A 17,879-nucleotide genomic window follows, 5' to 3' on the forward strand; every position below is an offset into this window, starting at 1 on the left:
CGGGTTTTCTAAATGTATTGGCTTAGGTCTTGTATTTTTCGGGTCGCGTTCATCTGCGTCGCGCTGACATCATGCGCTACGTTCTTCTCGCGGGGGGAGCCTACGCCAGTGTACGACGTCCGCAACGTCGTGGTTTTGGCCGGCCCCAACATCCCGGCGGCAGTGCTTGCGGGGGTTGGCGATCGGGTCAATAAAGCAATCAATGCGACAGTGCGGACCGAAGTCTATCCGCGTGTCGTCCTGACTATTCGGGTCCTTTCGGTTCAGAATGATCAGGGCTACGACAAAAAGCACAGCGTGGCCAAGGTTACGGTCGATGCAGCCTCGGTCGATGACGGCACGGTGATTGCGGTCAGCTCGTTCGAGGTAAACAGCAAATCAAACAGCGCGGATGCGTCCGACGAAATCCTGGCGGAGGACATTTCGGCCCGGATTCGCTCGATATTTTCCCTGAGTGCCGGCCACGCGTGATAGATGAGCCGCAGGCGCGGCGAGGGGGATCCATGAAGGAAATTCTCGTAGAACTCGAACGTCGCCGCGGCGTTGCCAGATTGGGTGGGGGCCAGCAGCGCATCGATGCGCAGCACAAGCGCGGCAAGCTCACGGCGCGCGAGCGCATCGACCTGTTTTTGGACGAAGGATCGTTCGAGGAGTTCGACATGTTCGTCGAACACCGGTCGACGGATTTCGGGATGGACAAGAGCCGGATTGCCGGCGACGGGGTGGTGACAGGGTGGGGAACGGTCAGCGGTCGCACCGTTTTCGTGTTTGCCAAGGACTTCACCGTCTTCGGGGGCTCGCTTTCGCAGGCGCATGCCGAAAAGATCATGAAAGTCCAGGATATGGCGCTGAAGAACCGCGCGCCGATCGTAGGCATTTACGATGCCGGAGGCGCGCGTATTCAAGAGGGCGTGGCGGCGCTTGGCGGTTATGCCGAGGTTTTCCAGCGCAACGTGCTGGCATCCGGGGTCATTCCCCAGATCTCCGTCATCATGGGGCCTTGCGCAGGCGGGGACGTGTATTCGCCTGCCATGACCGACTTCATCTTCATGGTGCGCGACAGTTCCTATATGTTCGTGACCGGCCCCGATGTGGTGAAGACGGTAACCAACGAGACCGTGACGGCGGAAGAGCTTGGCGGGGCGTTGGTGCATACGACGAGGTCTTCGATCGCCGATGGGGCCTACGAAAACGATGTCGACACGTTGCTGCAGGTGCGCAGGCTGATCGATCTCCTGCCGCAATCCAACACGTCGCCGGTGCCCGAGATCGATTGCTACCAGTCGGTCACAGAAACGGATGCCTCGCTGGATACGCTGGTGCCGGCGAGCGCCAACAAGCCCTACGATATCAAGGAACTGATCCTCAAGACCGTGGACGAGGCTGACTTCTTCGAGATCCAGGCGAATTTCGCCAGGAATATCGTATGCGGCTTCGGACGGATCGAAGGATCGACCGTCGGCATTGTCGCCAACCAGCCGATGGTGCTGGCCGGGGTGCTCGACAGCGATGCGTCGCGCAAGGCGGCACGGTTCGTGCGCTTTTGCGATTGCTTCAACATTCCGATTGTGACTTTCGTCGATGTGCCGGGGTTCCTGCCAGGCACGGCCCAGGAGTATGGCGGGCTGATCAAGCATGGCGCCAAGCTGCTTTTTGCCTATGCCGAGGCCACCGTTCCGAAACTCACGGTCATCACGCGCAAGGCCTTCGGCGGCGCTTATGATGTCATGGCGTCCAAGCATCTTCGCGGCGACCTCAACTATGCCTGGCCGACGGCGCAGATCGCGGTCATGGGTGCCAAAGGCGCGGTCGAGATCATTTTCCGCAAGGACATCGCCGATCCGGAGAAGATCGCCGAGCATACCAAGATGTACGAGGAGCGATTCCTGTCTCCGTTCGTTGCGGCCGAGCGCGGTTACATCGATGAGGTCATCATGCCGCATTCGACACGCAGGCGGCTTGCGCGTGGTCTCAAGATGCTTCGCAACAAAGATCTGGCCAATCCCTGGAAGAAACACGACAACATTCCACTCTAAAGAGTAAAAAATGGGGAAAACCAAGCAAAATCAAGAGGAAGTGATCGCGCGTCAGCGATCCGTGTCTTCATTCCTTATTGTGAAGCAGCTAACGCTCGGCTGTCATTACACAAAAGGAGAGATTTCATGTCGAGTTTGGAACGTCTGAGCGCATATCAGCCCTATGCGCTTGCCGGTCTCAGGATCATTGCCGCCTTGCTGTTTATCGAGCATGGCACGATGAAGCTTTTTGCTTTCCCCGCCGCACAGATGGAAGGCTCGCTGCCGCCCCTCATGCTTTTTGCCGCACTTCTTGAAGTGGTCGGTGGCATTCTCATTCTGATCGGTTTCTTGACTCGACCCGTTGCCTTTATCCTCTCCGGCCAGATGGCGTTCGCCTATTTCATGGCACATTATCCCAAGAGCTTCTATCCCGCTCTCAACGGGGGCGATGGCGCAGTCCTGTTCTGCTTCATCTTCCTGTTCTTCGTCTTTGCGGGCGCCGGGGCTTTTTCGGTCGATCAGCGCAAGACTGCCTAAGGGAAAAAGCTGTGGCCGGAGAACAGGCCACAGCTTCTCTCATGCCGTCAATTTCAGGCCGGCGATGCCGGCAATAATCAACCCGATGCAAAGCAGCCGCCCTGCGGTGGCGGGGTCGCCCAGCAGCCAGATCCCAAGCAAAACCGTTCCAACAGTACCGATCCCGGTCCATACGGCGTAAGCTGTGCCGATCGGCAGGGTCTTGACGGCAAGTCCCAGCAGAATGACGCTCACCACCATCGAAATGGCAGTCAGGACGGTCGGAACAGGGCGTGTGAAACCATCTGTGTATTTTAGACCGATCGCCCATCCGCATTCAAAAAGTCCGGCGAGAAACAATAAAAACCAAGCCATTCGTTTTTCCTTATCGAAAGCAAGCACGCCCTTCACCGCTGCTTGCGGTCGAGCCGGTCAACGGCGTCTCTCCCGCTGATCGGGAAAGTGCGGCTCCACAAACGTAGGGAACCGCGTCGCCTGCATTCCACCCGTTTGTTGCGCGCCTAGGCCAGTCTCTCTGCGTGCCAACGCAGATGATCGTCCATGAAGGTCGAAATGAAGTAGTAGGAGTGGTCGTAGCGCTCGTGCATTCGCAACGTAAGCCTGATGTCGGTCTTCGCGACAGCCTCCTCGAAGAGCCACGGCCGGAGACCGTTTTCGAGAAAGCCGTCGGCCTTGCCCTGGTCGATCAGGAATTCCGGGAAGCGTGCACCGTCGCTTACCAGGGCGCAGGCGTCATATTTGCGCCAGGCCGCGCGATCCGGACCCAGATATTTTTCCAGCGCGGGCGCAGACCAGTCGGCCGTCGAAGGTTCGACAATGGGCGCAAAGGCGGAGCAGCTCCTGAAACGCTCCGGGTTCCTGAGGGCTATGGTTATCGCGCCATGGCCGCCCATCGAGTGACCGAAAATGCCCTGGCGGCTCATGTCCATGCGAAAGTGCTGGCTGACATAGGCGGGCAGCTCCTCGGTGAGATAGCTGTACATCCGGTAGTTCTCCGCCCAGGGCTCCTCGGTTGCGTCGAGATAGAAACCGGCGCCTTTGCCCATCTGCCAGTTGGTGAGTTCGTCCGGCACGTCGTTGCCGCGCGGGCTTGTATCCGGGCAGACGACGATGAGCCCGAGTTCGGCGGCCATCCGCCGGTATTCGCCTTTTTCCATGACATTGGCATGGGTGCAGGTCAGTCCCGAGAGGTACCAGAGGACCGGACGGGGCTCGCTTATCGCTTGCGGCGGCACGAAGACCGCAAACGTCATATCGCATTTGCAGCTTTCGGACGTATGCGTGAATACGCCCTGCATGCCGCCGAAAGCGGTCGCCTGGGAAAGGATGTTCATTCTATTCTCCGGTCTTTGGAACAGCGGCCTTGGCGCGACGGCACAGCCGATCGAATGTTTCGAGGAAGCGAGATCGGTCCTTCGGGCTGAACGCAGCATTATAGCCCTTGCTTTCGCCGGTTTCCCTGAGATGGGCTCCAAGATCCCGCATCGCGCTTGCCATGCCGATATTCATGTCGTCGAACACGCGACCGGTGGGACCGCTAACGAACGCACCTGTTGCAACACAACGAACGGCAAGTGGCACGTCCGCAGTCACCACCAGATCACCTGGCCCAGCATGCTCGGCAATCCAGTTGTCGGCCGCATCGAACCCGTTGGAGACGATGACGTTGCGGACCATCGGATCGCGCGAAGGGCGAAGGCCGGAATTGGCGACGAAGGTCACTTCGATGCCGTGGCGCTCGGCGACCTTCAGGATTTCCGGCTTGACCGGGCAGGCGTCGGCATCAACGTAGATCATGAATTTCAATCTGTTATGTTCAAGACGCTACGCATCCGGACGACCGCGTAGCGTCTGTTCAGTCTGGTGTCATAGTCGTTCCGTAGGTCTCCCTTCAAGCCATCACGCCTCCTTAAGCGTTCCTGCTTTCTTGGCGACCCAGGTTGCGATGACATCCATGAGCGTCGGGTTGAGGCAGTCATAGGTCTCAAGACCGAGTTCCTTAAGCCGGCCACGCACGCTGGTCATCGCGGAAGGCGGTGTGCCTGTTTCGATGATCGACGAAACGAACGCCGCAAATGTCGGCTCCGGCCATCCGCTTTCCTGAAAGCGTTCGGGATGGATGAAGTCAAGGCCCTTGAACGCATGGTCTCGCTCCACCGGACTGTACATGTGGACACCGCAAGCCTTGCAGGCGTGACGCTGTATCAGTGTGTCCGGATCGACGACCTGAAGCTTGTCTCCATTCTCCAGCACACTGACGTTCTCATGCGAGGCAACGGCGACGACCGCGAACGTGGCTCCCTTCGGCTTCCAGCATTTGCTGCAGCCGCAGGCGTGGTTGTGGGCGATCGTGCCCTTGACTGCGACCTTGACGGGACGATCAACGCAGGCGCAGACCAGCGTGCCGCCGTTGAAATTCGCTTGACCTATTTTTACACCGCCGTCCAGGGCCGGGTGTATCGATACTTGATTGGGCATGTTCAGCTCCTCCTCCTAGCTGCCCACGGCTCCCAAATCAGGATCAATTTGCGAAAAAGTCGCAGGCCATTTCAAAGTCGCGCCGCATTCCGTCATCGCTCTCCTAGTAGATTACCACGCCGCGGATGCTTTCGCCCGAATGCATCAACTCAAACCCCTTGTTGATGTCTTCGAGCGGCATGGTGTGGGTGATCATCGGGTCGATCTGGATCTTGCCGTCCATGTACCAGTCGACGATCTTCGGCACATCGGTGCGGCCGCGCGCACCCCCGAAGGCGGTGCCCATCCAGTTTCGGCCGGTGACAAGCTGGAAGGGACGGGTTGAGATTTCCTGACCTGCACCCGCGACGCCTATTATGACCGATTTGCCCCAGCCGCGGTGCGATGATTCCAACGCCTGGCGCATGACCTTGGTGTTACCGGTGCAGTCGAACGTATAGTCCGCGCCCCCAATCAGGTCGCCGTTGCGCTTCGTCATGTTTACGAGGTGCGGTACGATATCGTCGCCGACTTCCTTCGGATTGACGAAGTGCGTCATCCCGAACTTTTCGCCCCATTCCTTGCGGTCGCCGTTGATGTCGACGCCGATGATCATGTCGGCACCGGCAAGGCGAAGGCCCTGCAGAACGTTCAAGCCGATACCGCCGAGGCCGAAGACGATGGCGGTCGAGCCGATTTCCACCTTGGCCGTGTTAATGACGGCGCCGATGCCTGTCGTCACGCCGCAGCCGATGTAGCAGATCTTGTCGAACGGTGCGTCGGGATTGACCTTGGCGAGGGCGATCTCTGGTAAGACGGTGAAGTTGGCGAAGGTCGAGCAGCCCATATAGTGATGGATCTTGTCCTTGCCGATCGAGAAGCGCGAGGTGCCGTCAGGCATCAGGCCCTGGCCTTGCGTTGCACGGATCGAAGTGCAGAGATTGGTTTTCCGCGACAGGCAGGAATAGCACTCGCGGCATTCCGGCGTGTAGAGCGGGATGACGTGGTCGCCCTTCTTGACCGAGGTCACGCCCGGGCCGACATCGACAACGATCCCGGCACCCTCATGGCCGAGAATTGCCGGAAACAGGCCCTCCGGATCGGCGCCGGAGAGCGTGAAATCATCCGTGTGGCAGATGCCGGTCGCTTTCACCTCGACCAGCACTTCGCCGGCCCGCGGCCCGTCGAGCTGCACGGTCATGACTTCGAGCGGTTTTCCAGCCTGTACGGCAACGGCGGCGCGAACGTCCATCTTGGGGTTCTCCAATGCTGATTTGATCGTTCGGACTTTTGCACGCGGGGCGAGGGCGGCTCAAGGGGAAAACCCGCCGGCTGTGCCGTTTTCATTGCCCGATGAGCAGGTTGCGCCAGTTTCTGTGCGGCCTGCGTCAGAAAAGGTTACCGATCGCAAACACGATCGCATAGCCATGCATGGCGATGGCAGCATAGAGGCCGAATCCCATCAGCATACGCTCGGGGTCCGTCATCTCCTCGAGCTTCTGGCGCGGTTTGACCGACCGCGCTCCGATCAGGCTGACGACGACAAAAACCAGCAGTCCGACCGTCAACATATTCGCGGAGAGGCCGATCTCAAAGCCGATCAAGAGGATGCAAAGAGTAACGACGAAGCTGGCGGTAATCTGCGACCACCTGGTCCGGAAAATCTGCCGCAGAACCTGTCCGCCGTCGAAGCGGTGCATAGGCAAGAGGTTGAGCAGGTTGAATGCCCCCAGGATCAACAGGAAGACCAGCAGTGGGGCGCTCGACGCGGCAGGAAGTATTCCCCTACCGGCGACTTGGTGCGCGACGATGAGGATCGGAACGAGGAATGCAGACATGCCAGCCCCCATCAATGCGCAGGTCGCGACTTCGAACAACGACCGATAAGGCCTGCCGCCGATAGCGATCCCGCCCAGAAGCGGCACGAAGATCATCTTGACGGACGCATGACCGAACATTCGGTAGGCGGCCATGTGCCCCAGTTCATGCAAGGTGATCACCATCGTCAGAAATGTAGAGATCATGAGACCTTGCATGGTGAGCCCGAGGAAGGGCCACAAAAGAAGGGTAGACAGGACTGCAAGGCCAAACTGTGCGAGCGGATGCTCGAAACGGCCCTGCGGACGCGATTCACCAGTCTTCAACCACCCCTCCAACGCCTGCATTTCCCGTCTTAGGGCAACGTAGCGGAAAATCAGGAAGGCGAGACCGCGATAGCGATCGGTCTGATCGATTTCCAGCAGGGCGCCGTCGCGCGTCGGACGGACAATGCGGCGTTCGCGGAAGTCTTTCCAGAAAGATGGATCCAGCGTGCTGTCGTCGATGACGGACGATTGGAAGCCGTGGGCATTGCCCGAGACCGCAGGCAGCGGTTCAAGAGCGAGAAGCCTGCGCAGAGGCACATCGTTCCTGTCGGGGTGGGTGTAGGTCTGCTCGACCACGCCGCGGCGGCCGGCAAGCGGCTTGCTCGTGATCACCGAGTGATGCCAGTTTCCGGCGGTTCCCGCAGGATGCATGGCGCTCCAGAGCGTCTCGGGCGAGCATTGGAACGTCCGGCTCAAATGCAGGGTCCTGATCCCAAGGGGGATTCGCATCAAGAGCCCAAGCAAGCCGAGATTGATGAACAACAGCAGGATCGCCGATTGCAGCATGGTCATTTGCGCACTCCATCCGGCAGATCGCCGGACGTCGCATTTTAGGTCCCGATCCGTTAATAAAAGCGGACCGTCTCGGAGTGCTGTTCTGTATCAAAACGGCTCAGGCGAACTCCATGATGACCGCATCGACAGCCAGGCTTTCGCCAGCCTTGGCATTGATCGTGCCCACGGTCAGGTCGCGCTCGGCACGCAGAACGTTTTCCATCTTCATTGCTTCGACGACAGCTAGCGTTTCGCCCGCCTTGACCTCCTGACCCTCCGTCACGGCAATCGAGACCACGAGCCCCGGCATCGGGCACAGTAGAAGCTTCGACGTGTCGGGCGGCAATTTGACCGGCATCAACTTGTCCAGTTCCGCGTGGCGCGGCGTGAAGACCTTGGCTTTCACCGACAGCCCCTGCCAATCGAGCCTGATGCCATTGAGGACCGGCCGCAACTGCGCAGTGACGCTGACTTCCCCGACCTTTCCGCGCCAGACCGGGTCGCCAGGTCTCCAGTCGGTGACTATATTCACGGCCTTGCCGCCGACAGCCGCGTCCATGTCGAAAGGGATGGTGACCGGGCCGTCGACAAGCCGGATGTCGACATATTGCTCATTGAGCTTCACAGTCCATTCCTCGCGGAGCGCGCCGAAGGCAGAGCGCAATCGGTCGTCGAAGCGCTCACGCCGGTTTGCCTCGATCAGCGCAGCTGACAAGGCGACTGCCGCGAGGATTGCCTGCTGTTCATCGTCGGGCCTCATTGGGCTGAAACCATCGGGATATTCTTCGGCGATGAAGCCGGTCGACAGGCGGCCCTCGCGCCAGCGCGGATGTTTCATCAGTGCAGACAGGAAGGGCACGTTGTGTTCGATGCCGTCGACCACAAATCCGTCAAGGGCCTGGCCCATCGCCTCGATGGCCTCGAGGCGTGTCGGTGCCCAGGTGCAGAGCTTGGCGATCATCGGGTCGTAGTACATCGAAATCTCGGCACCTTCGAATACGCCCGTGTCGTTGCGGACGACGGCATTGCCGAACTGCCCCTCCGCCGGCGGCTGATAGCGCGTCAGGCGGCCGATGGAGGGAAGGAAATTGCGGTAGGGATCTTCGGCATAGAGCCGGCTCTCGATCGCCCAGCCGTCGAGCTTGATGTCGCTTTGTGCGAAAGGAAGCCTTTCGCCTGCCGCAACGCGGATCATCTGCTCGACGAGATCGATCCCTGTCACCAGTTCGGTCACCGGATGCTCGACCTGCAGGCGCGTATTCATTTCAAGGAAGTAGAAATTGCGATCGCGGTCGACGATGAACTCCACTGTGCCCGCACTCTGGTAATTCACGGCCTTGGCAAGCGCCACGGACTGTTCACCCATGGCCGCACGCGTCGCCTCGTCGAGGAAAGGCGAGGGCGCTTCTTCGGCAACCTTCTGGTTTCGGCGCTGGATGGAGCACTCGCGCTCACCGAGATAGACCACACTGCCATGTGCATCAGCCAGAATCTGGATCTCGATATGACGCGGCTCGACGACGTATTTCTCGATGAAGACCCGATCGTCGCCGAAGGAACTCTTCGCTTCGGAACGTGCGCGATCGAAGCCATCTCGCACCTCGGCCTCGCTCCAGGCGATCCGCATTCCCTTGCCGCCACCGCCGGCAGAGGCCTTGATCATGACGGGGTACCCGATTTCGGCAGCGATCCTTTCTGCGTGCACGGCGTCCTCGATGACCCCGAGGTAGCCTGGGACGGTGGACACCCTTGCAGCATTGGCGAATTTCTTCGACTCGATCTTGTCGCCCATGGCCCTTATCGCCTTCGGCTTCGGACCGATGAAAACGATGCCTTCCTTCTCGAGCGCTTCGCAGAAGGAGGCACGCTCGGACAGGAAGCCGTAGCCTGGATGGACCGCCCGCGCGCCGGTCTGCTTGCAGGCAGCAATGATCTTATCCGCCACGAGATAGCTCTCGGCGGCCGATGCCGGACCGATGTGCACGGCTTCGTCCGCCATCTCGACATGGAGCGCATCCCGGTCGGCGTCCGAATAGACAGCGACCGTCGCAATTCCCATGCGGCGTGCAGTCTTGATGACGCGGCAAGCGATCTCGCCGCGATTCGCGATCAGGATTTTCTCGAACATGAAAACTCCACCCGTGACATGTGCTCCGAGTCTTACGCAGAAAGACCTGAACGCACAATCAGGCGAAATGCGAACACACGGTTGGCATCATGCGACCGCAGTCTCGCTGCCGAGGCTGTCATCGACGATCCGAAGCCAGCGGCTTCGTCGAGCCGGTTCGGCATACTCGACGAGGCGCAAGGCCGACAGAATGCTCGCCCAGCGCGGGTGATTGGCCGTGGGCAGAGTCTCCTCGCCGATCCGCATCAGCACGCCCCAGGCCAGCGGCTGTACGTTTACGTCTCCACCATCGCATATGCCGCGAAGAATGCGCATCACATAGTCGACATCCTGTCGCGTGATGCCCTTGCGATCAACGGAACGGCAGAGATGATAGGCGCCGACCTGCTGTGAGATGGCGAGGCGAAGCTGATCAAGCGCAAAAGCGCGCAGCTCGTCGGGGACATGTGCGGCAATCTCTATCACATGAAGCACGAGCTCCAGCTCCAGCTCCGAGTTTACGACGCCATCGGTTGCGACCATACGCATCAACCAAGCAACGTTTATCTCGTCGAGCGATCCCTGCGGATAGCTGTGATTGACGATGAACGCGGCGAGCTGCTCAACGAAGAAAGTATTCCACTCCGGACATTTTTCAGGGCATGAATTGTTCAGCGCCAGCATGACGACGACATCATCCGGTGTCCGGATCCCGTCCGGAAAGCTGTGCTTGCGCAACAGGCCGATATCCTCGACGGCCAGCCGATGCTTTCCGGCGATGACACATGCCGGAAAAGCGAGGCGAAATTCGCTCATCTTTTCTCTCCAGGCTTCATCATGAAGCCGAAGTTTCTTCTAGCGCCAGCACATTGACGATCCCTCAATATGTGAGGTTAACGACCGATTGGCGCAATCATGCCGCTTTTAATGAACGCGCCTGGACGCGCTCGCGCCATATGATGAAGAGGCCGGACGCAACGATGATCAGGATGCCGATCCATTTTGAAAAACTGGGAAAATCACCGAACAGCGCGTAGCCGAGCACGGTCGCCGAGATGATTTCGAAATACTGGAAGGGCGCCAAGAGCGATAGCGGCGCCATGCGGAACGCCCTGACGACGATCATGTGGACATAGCCGGAAAGAGACCCCAGGATCACGAGCAACAGGAGCCCGAGACCGGAGGACGGCAACGACACGTCGAAATCGCTCACGCCAAAACCGTTTCCAACGAACAGTGCGGCCGTCATGAACACCGTGCCGCCGATGCCTGCCATGGTCTGCATCGTCAAGGGCGAATCCGCCATTCCGATCGCGCGGTTCATGAAGAGATAGAGCGAAAACAGAAACGCACAGGCCACGGGCAGCAACGCCTTGAGGCCGAATATCTCATAACTCGGCTGGATGACGATCATTGCGCCGCCGAATCCAACAACGATCGCCGCCCAACGCCGCCAGCCTACCTTTTCGCCGAGAAAGAGCGCAGAGAGGCCCGCGAGCATAAAAGGCTCGACAAAGTAGATCGCGAATACGTCTGCCAGCGGCATGTATTTCACGGCAGCGAAAAACAGTAGGCTGGCCGCGCCGTGAAGCGCGCCGCGAAGCAGATTCATCCACGGCCGTTTGGCATGCAGGGCATTCCAGCCGAAAATGGCGAAAAGTATGGGCAGCGTGCAGACCAGCTGAAAGAAGAATCGATAAAACGTGATCTGGCCGGGCGACATGCCCTCGAACGTCGCCATGTACTTGGCGATGGCATCCATCGCCGGCAGGACGATCATGGCACCCGCCATCAAGAGCATGCCTTGAAGCGGATTGTGGTGTTCAGAATCGGGTTTCATCGATGAAAATTTTTCGTGAAAAGATCCGTCGCCTATACAGAAGCAGCGAACAATCGTGAAGGCTCAATGTCGATCATGCCAATGTTCCAGAGGCCGGAGCGTAGTCGACCTTGCCAGACATCGCGCCAAGTGTGTCGCCAAGCGGCAGCGCCATAAAATGGGGCCCGCATGTGGCGACGAAAAGCCGGCTGCGAGGTCGGCGCGAAAACCGAAACGGCCATAATACGCCGCATCGCCCAATACGAAGATCGCAGTCCATCCATCCGTCGTGCGCGCGCTATGGCCGCCATTGTCAACGCCGCACCGATTCCCTGATTTGGTGCTCAGGCAGAACTGACAGCGGTGCCAAACCAAGAGCGCAAAATGGAGTCGACATGGCGAGAGCATAACATGGCCGACGACCAAGTTGCCGACGTCGGCGACAAGCGAAATGGCTGCATCTCCGTCTTGGCGGAGGCGATCGGCGAGCGACACCTCATCGCGTTGGCGAAAGCCTCCTCGACGACGGAGCGTACGGCTGCGGCATCATTTTCGTCGCGCACGATCATCTTGGCACCATAGGAAGAATCAGCGGAGACCCAATCTGGGGCGTGCGGGTTCGGCGAAGACATGACGACAAGAGCAATGGATGCCGGGCTAAGGCGAATCGCGCGATGGCGATCAAGGAATCACATGTTCAAGCTACCGACAGCGACGTCCCTGGGGAAGGTGGCGGGTATGTTCGGCATGCGGAGGATGGCGGCTAATAAAACGGCTCTTGGCCTATCAGCTCGGGTGCCACTCTGGGGACGAGGGTCCGATCGTAATCTCAGAAGCATAGCTATCTGAAGTCTCACAACTCTGGTGAGAGATGGTGCGGTCGAGAAGACTCGAACTTCCACGGGTTGCCCCACAGCGACCTCAACGCTGCGCGTCTACCAATTCCGCCACGACCGCATCGTGGTAGGTGCCGGTTTGTGCCGGCGACGCAGCATGTAGCAAAAGGATTCCTGGGACACAAGTGCGATGTGACACATTTTTTCCGGAGAAGTGACAGCGTTTGAATCGGCAGCGAAACGGAGCCATATAGATGCTCGCAGCGACCTGCCTGCAAAGACGAGGCAGGCGACAAGGATTGACCATGCTACGCACAGATCTTGAGTTTTCCATGCTTCCGACGGCCGGTTCGCGCCCAGTGCGATGGCGCATCTCCGATGGGCTCGTGCCCTACGTTGAGGCTGTGGATATCATGGAGCGGGAAGTTGCCGCTATCGCGGACGGCGGCGATGAGCTGGTCTGGCTCGTGGAGCATCCGCCTCTCTATACCGCCGGCACCAGTGCCAATGCCAAGGATCTCGTGCAGCCGGATCGCTTTCCCGTATTCGCGACGGGCCGTGGCGGAGAATACACCTATCACGGCCCCGGTCAGCGGGTGGCGTATGTGATGCTCGATCTCAAACGCCGGCGCCAGGACGTTCGCGCGTTCGTCGCGGCGCTCGAGGACGTGATTATTCGCACGCTCGATTCGATGAACATTCGCGGCGAGCGTCGGGAAGACCGTGTTGGCGTGTGGGTGCGACGGCCCGAGAAGCCACCACTGCCCGATGGAACGGTGGCCGAAGACAAGATCGCGGCGCTGGGTATACGGCTCCGAAAATGGGTGACCTTTCACGGCCTCTCACTGAATGTGGAGCCCGATCTCGACCACTTCGGAGGAATTGTTCCCTGCGGAATCTCGACGTATGGGGTTACCAGCCTGGTTGATCTGGGCATGCCCGTCATGATGACCGACGTCGATATATTGCTGCGTGAGGCATTCGAATCGGTTTTCGGCGAGACCGTGAGCGATGCCTGACCAAACAAATTGTCAGGCGTCGGCGGAGTAGGGCCGGAATCTGCCGGCCCTATCGCTTCAGGACCCGTTACTTGTCGCCGATATCACGGCAGGCGTCGGTATGCGAAGCACCGCTATCGCCGCCTTGCGTATGGACCTTGGTGCTCTTCGACATGTAGTTGCAGTCCGGCAGGGGCTTGATGCTCGCGGTTGCCATCTTGTCGACCTTGGGCGCGACATGAACCGGCGCGAATCCGTCGCTGTCGCTCGTGTAATCGTTCGAATATTCGGGCACCTTGTGCTGCGCATAGTGGACGGCCTTCGGTGGCGCCGTTTTGACGGGAGCGAAGCCATCGCCGGCGTTTGAGTAGTCGTTGGAATACTGGGGTTGGGCAAGGGCCGTGCCTGCCATTCCGAGGGCAAGAATTGCGGCAGCGGCAGCAAGTTGAATGCGCATTGTATCGATCTCCTCAATCCGTCGTTGTGAACAACGTGACGTCAAACCCTCGGCGAAGACGAGTTCGCGCTCGAATTGAGGCGGGAATGTGAATGAAATAGTCGGTAGAACCGAACATTTTTTCAAATGAAATCACAGAGTCGCGACTGGATTTGATCGTTTTTTGATAGTGCCTCAACGGCTAAACCGCAGGACGAAATAGACCAATTATTGCAATCACAGCGAGGCTTTGTTGTGGGGAACAACTCGATGCACGCTACGCCGGCGCCTATTCCGCGCTCGCGCTCGGCACAAAGGCGCCAATGAGCGATTCTACCAGGTCGGGCGTGAGTTCGCTGAAGTGCAGGATGATCTGCGTCGGTTCGAGTGTCTCGATCGGAACATCGGAATAACCGAAAGGAACCGCGATGGAGGGAACGCCTGCATTGCGCGCGACGAGGATGTCATTGGCGCTGTCACCGACCATGAGAACGCGGCGCGGATCGCCTCCAGCCATCTGGATCGTACCGAGCAGATGACCAGCGTCCGGCTTGCGGACGGCAAAGGTATCCCCTCCGGTGATCGCATCGAAATAGCCGGTCAGCTCCAGCCGATCCAGCAGCGTGCGCGCCAGTCCTTCCAGCTTGTTGGTGCAGACGGCAAGCTTGTATCCACTGGCCCTCAGCTGGTCCATCGCGGCGACGAGCCCAGGATAGGGTTCGGTGCGGCCCGGCATGTTCTGCGTATAATGGGCGATAAAGCGGTCGAGCAGGGCGGGCAACGCGTCCGGTTCAAGCGAATGGCCCTGGAGTTTGCAGGCACGCTCGATCATCACCTTGGCGCCATGGCCGACCAGGTGCGTGAGGTCGTCGTAACTCACCGGGGCGAGATCGAGCGCCGCAATCGTGTGGTTCAAGCTTTCGACCAGATCGACATGCGTATCGAGAAGGGTTCCGTCGAGATCGAAGACGACAAGGGCAGGGGTCAAGGGATTAGCCTGTTCGATAGTGGAATATGCTGCTGAGGTAAGCGATGAAGGCCGCAAAAGCAACGCTTTGCCGGTCGCGGTTGTGCGATCGGATATCTATCCGGAATTTCGAAATGGGCAGTGCTGTTTTGGCTTTCGTTTGGCAGGCGAGCCGTGTAAACAGCTCAACCAACGTAACATTTGGAGTAAGCGGCGCATGGATGCCCGCGAAATGAAGATCAAAGCCGCCGAGGCTGCGCTCGCCCATGTAGAGAGCGGGATGCGGCTTGGAATAGGGACGGGCAGCACCGCGGAGGAATTCGTTCGGCTCCTCGCTGAAAGAGTCGCGGACGGGTTCAAAGTTGAGGGTGTGCCGACGTCCGAGCGCACTGCTCGGCTTTGCGTGGAGCTCGGCGTGCCGCTGAAGTCCCTGGACGAGCTGCCGCAACTCGATCTCACAATCGATGGTGCCGACGAGATCGACGTGGGTCTCCGGCTGGTCAAGGGTGGCGGCGGCGCATTGCTACGCGAGAAGATCGTCGCGGCCGCGTCCAGCCGCGTGATTGTTATCGCGGACGAAACGAAACTGGTTGAAACCCTCGGCGCATTTCCGCTGCCGATCGAAGTCAACATCTTCGGCCTCGTATCGACGCGGATGGCGATCGAAAAGACGGCGTCCAAACTCGGGCTCATCGGTGCTCTCGCTCTTCGCCAATCCGGCGACGGCGTTTTCACGACAGACGGTGGGCACTATATTATCGATGCATCTTTTGGCCGCATTCCTGATGCAGAGGCGCTTTCAAACGAGTTGAACTCGATACCCGGCGTCGTGGAACACGGACTCTTTCTCAATATGGCCGCGCTTGCGATTATTGCCGGCCCGGATGGCGCACGCGAGCTGCGGGCAAACAGGTAACAGGAGCTATGAAACTCATGATTAAATTTGCAGGTCTTGGCCGTTTTGCTGCTGCGACCGTCATTCTTTCCGGTGTTGCGTTCGGCTCCGCCGTCCAGGCTCAGGAAGCATCTCCCGAGCAGTTGAAGGCAGCACGGGCAGCGATCAATGCGATCGGCGCGACGACACAGTTCGATAACATTCTTCCTGGCCTCGCTGAACGGCTCAAGGCAGACCTGATCCAGGATTCGCCGAACTACCAGGACGCAATCACCGCCGAAGTCGACAAGCAGGCGCTTGCACTTGCGCCGCGCCGCGCCGATCTCGAGAAGGAAGCCGCGTTGACTTACGCGAAGGCATTTTCGGTCGAGGAACTGAACGCCATTGCCGCGTTCTACAGCTCGCCGGTCGGCCAGAAGCTGCTCAAGGACGGCCCGATCGCATCGCGCGAGACAGTCAAGGCCGCCGATATCTGGGCCCAGGGCATTTCTCGCGACCTGCAGAAGCAGACAAGCACCGAGCTCAGCAAAGTGATCAAGGCCGCACCAGCGCCGACGAGTGACCCGGCAGCGGCGCCCAAGCCTGCTGCAAAGCCCTAACATATCGATCGCGATCGCTTCGAAAGCCCGGCTTCGTCCGGGCTTTTGTTTTTCTGACGGGCGATACTATATCAGTTGCGTCCTCCCAGCCGATTCCATCCGGAGCTTCCCATGGCATTCTATGATTACGACCTCTTCGTCATTGGCGGCGGTTCCGGCGGCGTACGCAGTGCGCGCGTCGCCGCAGCGCTCGGCAAGAAGGTTGCGATCGCCGAGGAGTACCGCTACGGCGGCACTTGCGTCATCCGGGGATGCGTTCCAAAGAAGCTGTTCGTTTATGCTGCGCAGTATCACGAGCATTTCGAGGACGCCGCCGGATTCGGCTGGACGGTCGGCCAAAGCTCTTTCGACTGGAAGAAGCTGGTCGCTGCCAAGGACGCTGAGATCGCGCGCCTGGAGGGTCTCTACAAAAAGGGCCTTTCCGGAGCGAATGCCGAAATCCTGGAGACGCGGGCCGAGCTGATCGATGCGCATACGGTGCGCCTGGTGAATTCAGGTCAGATTGTGAGTGCCAAGACCATCGTCATTGCGACCGGCGGTCAGCCAAACCCGCATGCGGCCCTGCCGGGGCACGACCTCTGCATTTCTTCGAACGAGGCCTTTCATCTCGACGAGCTTCCTCGATCGATCGTCATTGCGGGCGGTGGCTATATCGCCGTCGAGTTCGCCAATATCTTCCACGGGCTCGGGGTCGAGACGACGCTCATCTACAGGGGCGCGGAAATCCTGTCGCGCTTCGATCATGACCTGCGTCGCGGACTGCACGAGGCGATGGTGGCCAAGGGCATTCGCATCCTGTGTCACGACATGTTGCAGAGCGTCGCGAAGAGCGGCGAGGGCCTGCGCGTCGAGACCTTGAACAACGGCGTGCTGAATGCGGACGTGGTGATGCTGGCGCTTGGCCGGGTGCCGAACACGCAGGGGCTTGGTCTTGAAGCAGCCGGCGTCAAGACCGACGAGCGCGGCGCAATTGTCGTGGACGAGTATTCGCGCACCAGCGCCCATAACATCTATGCTCTGGGCGATGTCACCGACAGGGTACAACTCACGCCCGTCGCGATCCATGAGGCAATGTGCTTCATCGAGACGGAGTACAAGAACAACCCGACAAAGCCCGATCACGAGACTATCGCCACCGCCGTTTTTTCGCAGCCCGAGATCGGCACGGTCGGCCTGAGCGAAGAGGAGGCTGGCAAGCGCTACAAGGAGCTGGACGTTTATCGCGCACAGTTCCGGCCGATGAAGGCAACGCTTTCAGGCCGCGCCGAAAAGATGATCATGAAGCTGCTCGTCGATGCTGCCAGCCGCAAGGTTGTCGGAGCCCATATTCTCGGCCACGATGCGGGCGAGATGGCGCAGTTGCTCGGCATTACGCTGAAGGCCGGCTGTACCAAGGATGACTTCGACCGAACCATGGCTGTCCATCCGACCGCGGCGGAAGAACTGGTCACTATGTACGTGCCGAGCTATCGCGTCCGTGATGGCGTGCGGGTCTGACGCCCGGCCGTCAACTGGTTAAGCGCGGCATCCGGATCACCTTCAGAAACAGTGCCTTCATCGCCTCGGTGATG

At 59.3% G+C, this 17,879-nt stretch carries 19 protein-coding genes and 1 tRNA gene; 8 read left to right on the forward strand and 12 right to left on the reverse strand.

All coding sequences use genetic code 11. The annotated features are described in order from the left end of the window. Positions 1-12 precede the first annotated feature (12 nt). The 3 genes from ASC97_RS12155 to ASC97_RS12165 all read left to right on the forward strand — a co-directional run bounded on the left by ASC97_RS12155 (position 13) and on the right by ASC97_RS12165 (position 2,555). Positions 13-471, forward strand: coding sequence for a hypothetical protein (locus ASC97_RS12155; RefSeq protein WP_057468597.1), 459 nt, complete (start codon positions 13-15; stop codon positions 469-471). 32 nt (positions 472-503) lie between these two features. Further along, the gene (locus tag ASC97_RS12160; protein WP_057468598.1) at positions 504-2,036 is read left to right on the forward strand and encodes an acyl-CoA carboxylase subunit beta; all 1,533 of its coding nucleotides are present in this window, start codon (positions 504-506) and stop codon (positions 2,034-2,036) included. A gap of 126 nt (positions 2,037-2,162) precedes the next feature. Then, entirely contained in the window at positions 2,163-2,555 is a 393-nt protein-coding gene (locus ASC97_RS12165) for a DoxX family protein (RefSeq protein ID WP_057468599.1), read from the forward strand. A gap of 39 nt (positions 2,556-2,594) precedes the next feature. Here the strand turns inward: ASC97_RS12165 and sugE are convergent, their stop codons facing one another. The 9 genes from sugE to ASC97_RS12210 all read right to left on the reverse strand — a co-directional run bounded on the left by sugE (position 2,595) and on the right by ASC97_RS12210 (position 11,598). Next, complete coding sequence (gene sugE / locus ASC97_RS12170) at positions 2,595-2,909, reverse strand: quaternary ammonium compound efflux SMR transporter SugE (RefSeq protein WP_057468600.1); 315 nt, start codon at positions 2,907-2,909, stop codon at positions 2,595-2,597. A 146-nt stretch (positions 2,910-3,055) separates the two neighbouring features. Next, positions 3,056-3,889, reverse strand: coding sequence for an S-formylglutathione hydrolase (gene fghA, locus ASC97_RS12175; RefSeq protein WP_057468601.1), 834 nt, complete (start codon positions 3,887-3,889; stop codon positions 3,056-3,058). Position 3,890: 1 nt separating this feature from the next. Continuing rightward, entirely contained in the window at positions 3,891-4,352 is a 462-nt protein-coding gene (locus ASC97_RS12180; RefSeq protein WP_057468602.1) for a YaiI/YqxD family protein, read from the reverse strand. 102 nt (positions 4,353-4,454) lie between these two features. Then, on the reverse strand, positions 4,455-5,033 hold the full coding sequence (gene gfa, locus ASC97_RS12185) for an S-(hydroxymethyl)glutathione synthase (protein ID WP_057468603.1): 579 nt from the start codon (positions 5,031-5,033) through the stop codon (positions 4,455-4,457). A 103-nt stretch (positions 5,034-5,136) separates the two neighbouring features. Then, positions 5,137-6,264, reverse strand: a complete 1,128-nt coding sequence (locus ASC97_RS12190; RefSeq protein WP_057468604.1) for an S-(hydroxymethyl)glutathione dehydrogenase/class III alcohol dehydrogenase — start codon at positions 6,262-6,264, stop codon at positions 5,137-5,139. A 136-nt stretch (positions 6,265-6,400) separates the two neighbouring features. Beyond that, positions 6,401-7,669: a hypothetical protein gene (locus tag ASC97_RS12195; protein ID WP_057468605.1), complete on the reverse strand. Its 1,269-nt coding sequence runs from the start codon at positions 7,667-7,669 to the stop codon at positions 6,401-6,403. A gap of 100 nt (positions 7,670-7,769) precedes the next feature. Next, on the reverse strand, positions 7,770-9,779 hold the full coding sequence (locus ASC97_RS12200; RefSeq protein ID WP_057468606.1) for an acetyl-CoA carboxylase biotin carboxylase subunit: 2,010 nt from the start codon (positions 9,777-9,779) through the stop codon (positions 7,770-7,772). Positions 9,780-9,866: 87 nt separating this feature from the next. After that, on the reverse strand, positions 9,867-10,574 hold the full coding sequence (locus ASC97_RS12205; protein WP_057468607.1) for a hypothetical protein: 708 nt from the start codon (positions 10,572-10,574) through the stop codon (positions 9,867-9,869). A gap of 97 nt (positions 10,575-10,671) precedes the next feature. Next, positions 10,672-11,598 carry a DMT family transporter gene (locus ASC97_RS12210; RefSeq protein ID WP_057468608.1) on the reverse strand — a complete coding sequence of 309 codons (927 nt, stop codon included), beginning with the start codon at positions 11,596-11,598 and terminating at the stop codon, positions 10,672-10,674. 390 nt (positions 11,599-11,988) lie between these two features. Between ASC97_RS12210 and ASC97_RS33940 the strand changes: the two genes are divergently transcribed. Then, positions 11,989-12,159, forward strand: coding sequence for a hypothetical protein (locus ASC97_RS33940; RefSeq protein ID WP_156390360.1), 171 nt, complete (start codon positions 11,989-11,991; stop codon positions 12,157-12,159). A 290-nt stretch (positions 12,160-12,449) separates the two neighbouring features. Here the strand turns inward: ASC97_RS33940 and ASC97_RS12215 are convergent. Further along, positions 12,450-12,534, reverse strand: a tRNA-Leu gene (locus ASC97_RS12215). A 184-nt stretch (positions 12,535-12,718) separates the two neighbouring features. On the opposite strand from ASC97_RS12215, the gene lipB reads away from it, so the two are divergent. Continuing rightward, entirely contained in the window at positions 12,719-13,432 is a 714-nt protein-coding gene (lipB, locus tag ASC97_RS12220) for a lipoyl(octanoyl) transferase LipB (protein WP_443216740.1), read from the forward strand. Between the two features lie 67 nt (positions 13,433-13,499). Here lipB and ASC97_RS12225 read toward each other — a convergent pair whose 3' ends face one another. Together ASC97_RS12225 and ASC97_RS12230 are read right to left on the reverse strand one after the other, a co-directional pair. Then, a complete protein-coding gene (locus tag ASC97_RS12225) occupies positions 13,500-13,868 on the reverse strand; it encodes a hypothetical protein (RefSeq protein WP_057468610.1) in 369 nt (122 codons plus the stop codon). Between the two features lie 268 nt (positions 13,869-14,136). Continuing rightward, the gene (locus ASC97_RS12230; RefSeq protein WP_057468611.1) at positions 14,137-14,835 is read right to left on the reverse strand and encodes an HAD family hydrolase; all 699 of its coding nucleotides are present in this window, start codon (positions 14,833-14,835) and stop codon (positions 14,137-14,139) included. A 196-nt stretch (positions 14,836-15,031) separates the two neighbouring features. Between ASC97_RS12230 and rpiA the strand changes: the two genes are divergently transcribed. From rpiA to gor, 3 genes are all read left to right on the forward strand, one after another. After that, positions 15,032-15,730, forward strand: a complete 699-nt coding sequence (gene rpiA / locus ASC97_RS12235; protein ID WP_057468612.1) for a ribose-5-phosphate isomerase RpiA — start codon at positions 15,032-15,034, stop codon at positions 15,728-15,730. 17 nt (positions 15,731-15,747) lie between these two features. Further along, on the forward strand, positions 15,748-16,308 hold the full coding sequence (locus tag ASC97_RS12240; protein WP_057469332.1) for a DUF2059 domain-containing protein: 561 nt from the start codon (positions 15,748-15,750) through the stop codon (positions 16,306-16,308). 111 nt (positions 16,309-16,419) lie between these two features. Next, positions 16,420-17,805 carry a glutathione-disulfide reductase gene (gene gor, locus ASC97_RS12245; protein WP_057468613.1) on the forward strand — a complete coding sequence of 462 codons (1,386 nt, stop codon included), beginning with the start codon at positions 16,420-16,422 and terminating at the stop codon, positions 17,803-17,805. The last annotated feature ends 74 nt before the right edge of the window (positions 17,806-17,879 follow it).

Source organism: Rhizobium sp. Root1203 (assembly GCF_001424945.1).
Lineage (GTDB): Bacteria > Pseudomonadota > Alphaproteobacteria > Rhizobiales > Rhizobiaceae > Rhizobium.

Coding starts and splice junctions, on each gene's coding strand:
- ASC97_RS12155 (WP_057468597.1), top strand. CDS start 13: ATGTATTGGCTTAGGTCTTGTATTTTTCGGGTCGCGTTCATCTGCGTC.
- ASC97_RS33940 (WP_156390360.1), top strand. CDS start 11,989: ATGGCCGACGACCAAGTTGCCGACGTCGGCGACAAGCGAAATGGCTGC.
- ASC97_RS12240 (WP_057469332.1), top strand. CDS start 15,748: ATGATTAAATTTGCAGGTCTTGGCCGTTTTGCTGCTGCGACCGTCATT.
- ASC97_RS12165 (WP_057468599.1), top strand. CDS start 2,163: ATGTCGAGTTTGGAACGTCTGAGCGCATATCAGCCCTATGCGCTTGCC.
- ASC97_RS12195 (WP_057468605.1), bottom strand. CDS start 7,669: ATGACCATGCTGCAATCGGCGATCCTGCTGTTGTTCATCAATCTCGGC.
- ASC97_RS12200 (WP_057468606.1), bottom strand. CDS start 9,779: ATGTTCGAGAAAATCCTGATCGCGAATCGCGGCGAGATCGCTTGCCGC.
- gfa (WP_057468603.1), bottom strand. CDS start 5,033: ATGCCCAATCAAGTATCGATACACCCGGCCCTGGACGGCGGTGTAAAA.
- fghA (WP_057468601.1), bottom strand. CDS start 3,889: ATGAACATCCTTTCCCAGGCGACCGCTTTCGGCGGCATGCAGGGCGTA.
- ASC97_RS12180 (WP_057468602.1), bottom strand. CDS start 4,352: ATGATCTACGTTGATGCCGACGCCTGCCCGGTCAAGCCGGAAATCCTG.
- ASC97_RS12205 (WP_057468607.1), bottom strand. CDS start 10,574: ATGAGCGAATTTCGCCTCGCTTTTCCGGCATGTGTCATCGCCGGAAAG.
- ASC97_RS12190 (WP_057468604.1), bottom strand. CDS start 6,264: ATGGACGTTCGCGCCGCCGTTGCCGTACAGGCTGGAAAACCGCTCGAA.
- rpiA (WP_057468612.1), top strand. CDS start 15,032: ATGGATGCCCGCGAAATGAAGATCAAAGCCGCCGAGGCTGCGCTCGCC.
- sugE (WP_057468600.1), bottom strand. CDS start 2,909: ATGGCTTGGTTTTTATTGTTTCTCGCCGGACTTTTTGAATGCGGATGG.
- ASC97_RS12160 (WP_057468598.1), top strand. CDS start 504: ATGAAGGAAATTCTCGTAGAACTCGAACGTCGCCGCGGCGTTGCCAGA.
- ASC97_RS12225 (WP_057468610.1), bottom strand. CDS start 13,868: ATGCGCATTCAACTTGCTGCCGCTGCCGCAATTCTTGCCCTCGGAATG.
- gor (WP_057468613.1), top strand. CDS start 16,420: ATGGCATTCTATGATTACGACCTCTTCGTCATTGGCGGCGGTTCCGGC.
- ASC97_RS12210 (WP_057468608.1), bottom strand. CDS start 11,598: ATGAAACCCGATTCTGAACACCACAATCCGCTTCAAGGCATGCTCTTG.
- lipB (WP_443216740.1), top strand. CDS start 12,719: ATGCTACGCACAGATCTTGAGTTTTCCATGCTTCCGACGGCCGGTTCG.